At 47.1% G+C, this 1,588-nt stretch carries 2 protein-coding genes; both read right to left on the bottom strand.

Annotated elements, in window-relative coordinates; translation table 11 throughout:
• Nucleotides 1–635: helix-turn-helix domain-containing protein (locus JZO85_RS18750; RefSeq protein WP_207110041.1), on the bottom strand; the 635-nt coding region annotated here is incomplete at its 3' end.
• A 24-nt stretch (nt 636–659) separates the two neighbouring features.
• Nucleotides 660–1,588, bottom strand: a 929-nt coding sequence (locus JZO85_RS18745; RefSeq protein WP_207110040.1) for a helix-turn-helix domain-containing protein, incomplete at its 5' end; no start/stop codon positions are given.

Genomic DNA, 1,588 nt, shown 5'->3' with positions numbered 1-1,588 from the left:
CCCCAACAGGTTTCAATGATCGGACCAGTAATGCCTTTACTTGCGAGCTTGGCTTTTAAGTGTTTCACCATCACTGAGAGCTGGGACATGCTGGAGTTGCTTTTGCCTCTATTCCACATCCGCAGGCAGAGTTCTTCGCGAGGGATGGTTTGGTTTTTCTGCTCATAAAGAATGACGAACAGTTTTAATTCGCCGCTGCTTAGCGCCAGTCTGGCTAGGGAAAGCTTTTCCTTGGTCTTTGGTAAAAAGACGATCTTGCTTTCGTTGGTTAGTTTGTCGCAGCTGAGTTTTTCTCTTAGTGATTCAACACTCGGGCGGCTTTCGATCCATTCGGTGATGCCGAGCTTCTGCCATTCTTCCAGTTGGGCTTCATCGACGGGCTCATCGGATTTGCGGAAGATCGGGATCGTATAGTTGTTCAGCGTTTTCACGAGTTCTTTTACTTCGACATTGGCGATGGTCTCGCTGAGAATGATTTGGTGGAAGATTTGGATAAAGTCGTGATTGGCAGTATCCAACAGGCACAGCTCCACCAGCTCTTTCGTCGTGAACACTTCATGTCCCAGTTGTCTTAGGCGGTCTTCAAATACTTGTTCGTTCAAGGGGTTTTTGGTAAATAATAGAATCTGACTCATTCATATTCCTACTCTCTGATTTTTTTAGTGCTGCTGGTTTTGATATTCACCCTTCATTAGGCAGTTGTAAAAGTACGTATTCAGCTGATAGCCTTCGCCCCAAAGGGTATGGATCGCATCCTCTATTCCATAGGCATCGGCGACTTTTTTGCGGATTCTCGTGATCGCTGAGGATAGCTGGCTCAGCTTGGAGTTTTGATTTTTCGAGCGCCAGCCGTGACAGAGCGCATCCCGGGCCAAGGATAGATTGTCCGCTTCCATCAGGTGCTGGATGATCTCTTTCTCCATCTTTGTAAAATGTATATCTGAAAAATATAAGGGAAAGGCTTTTTTCTGATAGTCAGAAAAACGAGGGCTAGAGCTCAGTGGATCAACGCTAAAATCGACCCGCTGCAACAGTGCCTTATAGAGCAGCTTCTCTCTCAGCCTTTCCAATGAGGTGTCCGCTTCGACCCAATCAAACACATGCCAGCTGCGCCAGTTGGCTAAAGCCGCCTCATCAGGTTCTTCTCCAACAATCCGCACCAGACAATCAGTGGTGACTTGTTCTCCAAACTCCTTTGCTTCGTTATCTGTGAGCGTCTCGCTCAAAAAGATCCACTGAAAGGACTTCATCAAATGATCCACCCGCCGCGCGTTCGCCCACAACTCCCAAATCGACACCGAAACCAGCACTTCGTAATTCAGTTTTTGGAGCTGCAGCTGCAGGGCTGTTTCTACCGAAATATTTTTTGTTAAGATCAATATGCGCGTCATTTTCCACCTCTTCCCCCTTGTTCTTGCATTTCTATGTACAAGCCGCTCGATAGAACTCGAGCGGCCTTTTTTTAAGCAGTTAACTGGTTCTGTATCAGAACATATAAGCTGTTTCCCAGACCAATCCAGACGATCGCTTAGAGGAACATCCCCCATTTCGCCAGCAGATAGGTCAGCTTCTTCTGTTGCGTCCGCTC

Source organism: Candidatus Enterococcus murrayae (assembly GCF_017315985.1).
Taxonomy (GTDB): domain Bacteria; phylum Bacillota; class Bacilli; order Lactobacillales; family Enterococcaceae; genus Enterococcus_A; species Enterococcus_A murrayae.
This window is presented reverse-complemented; position numbering and strand designations above follow the sequence as displayed.